The sequence below is a fragment of the Rhodoferax sp. genome (genome assembly GCF_014859475.1).
Classification (GTDB): Bacteria; Pseudomonadota; Gammaproteobacteria; order Burkholderiales; family Burkholderiaceae_C; genus Rhodoferax.
The window spans coordinates 1-4,347 of sequence record NZ_JACUUE010000207.1 but is presented as its reverse complement, the minus strand read 5'-3'; the positions used below and the strand labels follow the sequence as shown (position 1 = coordinate 4,347).

Genomic DNA, 4,347 nt, shown 5'->3' with positions numbered 1-4,347 from the left:
AACAAAATTAATCAACGAGGAGATACTCATGGTGCATTTTGAGCAAAGATCCAAAGAAACCCATCAACTGGTAAGGCATACCGTGGCCTTGATCCTGGCCGGCGGGCGCGGTTCGCGGCTCAAGCAATTGACCGACACGCGCGCCAAACCGGCGGTTTACTTTGGCGGCAAGTTCCGCATCATCGACTTTGCGCTGTCGAATTGCCTCAATTCCGGCATCCGGCGCATGGCGGTGGTGACGCAGTACAAGTCGCACTCGCTGATGCGCCATTTGCAGCGCGGCTGGAGTTTTTTGCGCGCCGAGCTCAATGAAATGGTGGACCTGCTGCCGGCCCAGCAGCGTGCAGGCGAGGAGCACTGGTACCGCGGCACGGCCGACGCCATTTTCCAGAACCTCGACATCATTCGTTCGAGCAAACCCAAATACATCGTGATCCTGGCCGGCGACCACGTTTACAAGATGGACTACTCGATCATGCTCAAGGACCACGTGGCGCGGGAGGCGGGCTGCACGGTGGGCTGCATCGAAGTGCCCCGCGCCGAGGCCAGCGCGTTCGGGGTGATGGCCATCGACGAGACGCGCCAGATCACCGCTTTCGTCGAGAAGCCTGCCGACCCGCCGCCCATGCCGGGCAATGACGCCGTGTCGCTGGCCAGCATGGGCATTTACATTTTTGATGCCGATTACCTGTACCAACTGCTTGAAGAAGACCTGGCCAATCCGGAGTCTGAGCATGACTTCGGCAAAAACGTGATTCCACGCGCTGTGGCCGATGGCCGGGCGCTGGCGCATCCGTTTGGCCTGTCGTGCGTGTCGCGGGTCAAGGAGGTAGCGCCTTACTGGCGCGACGTTGGCACCATTGACGCGTTCTGGTCGGCCAACCTCGACCTGGCTTCGACCGTGCCCGAGCTCGACATTTACGACACCGAATGGCCAATCTGGACCTACCAGCGCCAGTTGCCACCGGCCAAGTTTGTGCCGGACAAGGATGGCAACCATGGCATTTATGCCAACACGGTGGTGTCGGGTGGCTGTATTGTGTCGGGCTCTTACGTGGCGCAGTCGGTGTTCTTCTCTGAAGTGCGGGTGCATTCGGACTGTCATATCGACAAAGCTGTGGTGCTGCCCGATGTGACCGTCAACCGCCATTGCCGCCTGCGCAAGGTGGTGATCGACCGTGGCTGTGAATTGCCAGAAGGCCTGGTGGTGGGTGAAGACCCTGCGCTGGACGCGCAGCGCTTTGAGCGCAGCGAAGGCGGCGTGGTGCTGATCACCCGCGAGATGCTTGCCAAACTCAAATGAAAAGAACCCTGCGATGAAAGTTTTGCAAGTCAGTGCCGAGATTTTTCCGCTGCTTAAAACCGGCGGCCTGGCTGATATTGCCGGCGCCTTGCCCGCCGCGCTGAAGGCGGCGGGGTGCGATGTGCGGGTGTTATTGCCGGGTTTTGCGCCGATCATGGGTGACCTGCAGTCGCCCACCGTGCTGGCCGAGCTCACCACGCCCTGGGGTGAGCGCATCGTGTTGCGCCAGGGCGTGCTGGGCGCGCTTGGCCTGACGGCTTACGTGATCGATGCGCCAGCTTTGTATTGCCGCCCGGGCACACCCTATGAAGACGCGCAGCGTCGGCCGTTCCAGGACAACCACCGGCGCTTTGCCTTGCTCGGCTGGGTGGCTGCCAAGCTGGCCAGTGGGCTCGATGCCCATTGGCAGCCCGAGGTGGCGCACAGCCACGACTGGCATGCAGCCCTGACGCCGGCCTACCTGACGTTTGGACCGGTTCAGGGCAAGCGGGTGGCGAGCGTTTATACCGTGCACAACCTGGCTTACCAGGGCGTGTTTGCGCCAAACAATTTTTTCGAGTTGGGCTTGCCAAACGCCGCGTTTTCGGTCAACGGCCTGGAATTTCACGGCCAGTTGTCGTTCATGAAAGCCGGGCTTTATTACGCCGACCACATCACCACCGTGAGCCCGAGCTACGCCCGGGAAATACAGACGCCCGAGCAGGGCTGCGGCCTCGACGGCCTGCTGCGCTCGCGGGCCCATGACCTGAGCGGCATCCTCAATGCGGTGGACGAGGCGGTCTGGAACCCGGCCACCGATGCCGCCATCGCCCATGCCTTCGATGCCAAAAAGCCGGCTGGCAAGGCGCGCTGCAAGGCCGCGTTGCAGCTGGAACTGGGCCTGACTGAGCAGGCTGAGGCGCCGCTGTTTGGCGTGGTGAGCCGCCTCACCGAGCAAAAGGGGCTGCACCTGGTGCTGGCGGTGCTCGATGAGCTGATCGCCCGGGGCGGGCAACTGGTGGTGCTGGGCACCGGCGACGCTGTGCTCGAGGCCGCGTTCAAGGCGCGCGCGGCAGCCCACCCGCACGCGGTGGCGGTGCGCATTGGCTACGACGAAGCCTTCGCCCATCGCATTTTTGCGGCCACCGATGTCACGCTGGTGCCGTCGCGCTTCGAGCCCTGCGGTCTGACGCAAATGTATGGCCTGAAATATGGCAGCCTGCCGCTGGCGCACCGTGTCGGCGGCCTGGCCGACACGGTGGTCGATTGCGCGCTGGAAAATCTGGCCGACGGCACGGCGAACGGCTTTGTGTTTGATGATTTCACGCCCGAGGCGCTGGCGCGTGCCATGCGCCGCGCCTTGGCACTTTATGAACGCAAGAGCGAGTGGCGCAGCGTGCGCCAGCGTGCCATGCAGCAGCCACTCGGTTGGGACAAGGCTGCGGCGCAGTACGTGGCGCTTTACCAGCGCCTGCTGGGTTGAACCTGGATCGCACAGTTCATCGCACCCGATTGCGCAATCCAGGTTGAGTTGTCTGGAAAACAGCCATTCTTTTATTTTTGATTGGGAGTTCGTAACGCATGGCTGATTCATGGATGGCGCAGCGCGCCGCCGGGGTAGTGTTGCATCCCACCTCGCTGCCCGGGCCGCACGGCATAGGCGATTTCGGCCCCAATGCCTATTTCTTTATCGACTGGCTGCACGGCGCCGGCCAAACGCTGTGGCAAACCTTGCCGCTGGGGCCGGTCGGGCCGGGGGATTCGCCCTACATGGGCGGCTCGGCATTTGCCGGCAATCCGCTGCTGGTGGCGTTCGAGCCTTTGGTGCAGCGCGGCTGGCTGGCGGCACAAAGCCTGCAAGCCAGTTGGGACGAGGAGCGCGTTGACTATGCGGCGCTGACACCCTGGCGGCTGCAAAAACTGCGCGAGGCATTTGCCGGGTTTGCGCAGCACGCCACGGCGCAGGATCAGGCCGAGCTGGCCGCCTGGGCCTTGGGCGAGCAAGCCTGGCTGGACGACTACACCCTCTTTATGGCGCTGGACCAGGCCCACCGCCCCGCGCTGTGGCCCGAGTGGCCGCCGGCGCTGGCCCTGCGTGACCCGGTGGCGCTGGCCAAGGCGCGTGCCAGCCATGCGCAGGAAATCGCCTTTTGGCGCTTTGTGCAGTGGCAATTCGAGGTGCAGTGGCAGGCCATCAAGCGTTACGCCCACGACAAAGGCGTGCGCTTGGTGGGCGACCTGCCGATTTTTGTGGCACACCACGGTGCCGACTGCTGGGCCCGGCCAGACCTGTACGAGTTGGATGCGGCGGGGCAACCCCGCGTCGTGGCCGGCGTGCCGCCCGATTTTTTCTCGAACACCGGCCAGCGTTGGGGCAACCCGCTGTACAACTGGGCTGCCATGGCGCATGACGGCTACCGCTGGTGGATTGAGCGGGTGCGCCGTCAGTTGCATCTGGCTGACCTGGTGCGCATCGACCACTTTCGCGGCTTTGTCGATTACTGGGAAATCCCGGCTGGCGAGCCCAATGCGGTGCAAGGGCGCTGGCTGCCCGGGCCGGGCGATGCCCTGTTCAAGGCCTTGTCGGTGGCGCTGGGCGATTTGCCCATCATCGCTGAAGACCTCGGCATCATCACGCACGAGGTGGTTATGTTGCGCGAGCGCACCGGTTTCCCCGGCATGCGGGTGCTGCAGTTTGCCTTTTCCGGCGATGCCGCAAGCCCCTTCTTGCCGCACAACTTTGCACCCAACACCGTGGTTTATACCGGCACCCATGACAACGACACCGTGCCCGGCTGGTGGGCCAGTGCCAGCGCGCATGAGCGGGCCTTTGCCGAACACTACCTGGGAATCGACGGGCACGCGGTTCATTGGGCCATGGTGCGCGCGGCCAGTTTTTCGGTGGCGCGCCTGTCGCTGTGCCAGTTCCAGGATGTGCTGGGGCTGGGCAGCGCGCACCGCATGAACACCCCCGGCACCATGGGCTGCTGGACGTGGCGCTTCAAGTGGGACTGGGTCGGGCCCGAAGTTGCCGAGCAGCTGGCCAACATCACCGCCGCCAGCGG

3 protein-coding genes are annotated in these 4,347 nt (G+C 63.8%); all 3 read left to right on the top strand.

The annotated features are described in order from the left end of the window. Positions 1-28 precede the first annotated feature (28 nt). Entirely contained in the window at positions 29-1,303 is a 1,275-nt protein-coding gene (gene glgC / locus IBX54_RS13050; protein WP_296543096.1) for a glucose-1-phosphate adenylyltransferase, read from the top strand. Between the two features lie 13 nt (positions 1,304-1,316). Then, complete coding sequence (glgA, locus tag IBX54_RS13045; RefSeq protein WP_296543095.1) at positions 1,317-2,765, top strand: glycogen synthase GlgA; 1,449 nt, start codon at positions 1,317-1,319, stop codon at positions 2,763-2,765. A gap of 98 nt (positions 2,766-2,863) precedes the next feature. After that, on the top strand, positions 2,864-4,347 hold a 1,484-nt coding region (gene malQ, locus IBX54_RS13040; RefSeq protein ID WP_296543094.1), incomplete at its 3' end, for a 4-alpha-glucanotransferase.

Excerpts from the sequence above, each read along its gene's own strand:
- glgC (WP_296543096.1), top strand. The coding sequence starts at position 29 with ATGGTGCATTTTGAGCAAAGATCCAAAGAAACCCATCAACTGGTAAGG.
- glgA (WP_296543095.1), top strand. The coding sequence starts at position 1,317 with ATGAAAGTTTTGCAAGTCAGTGCCGAGATTTTTCCGCTGCTTAAAACC.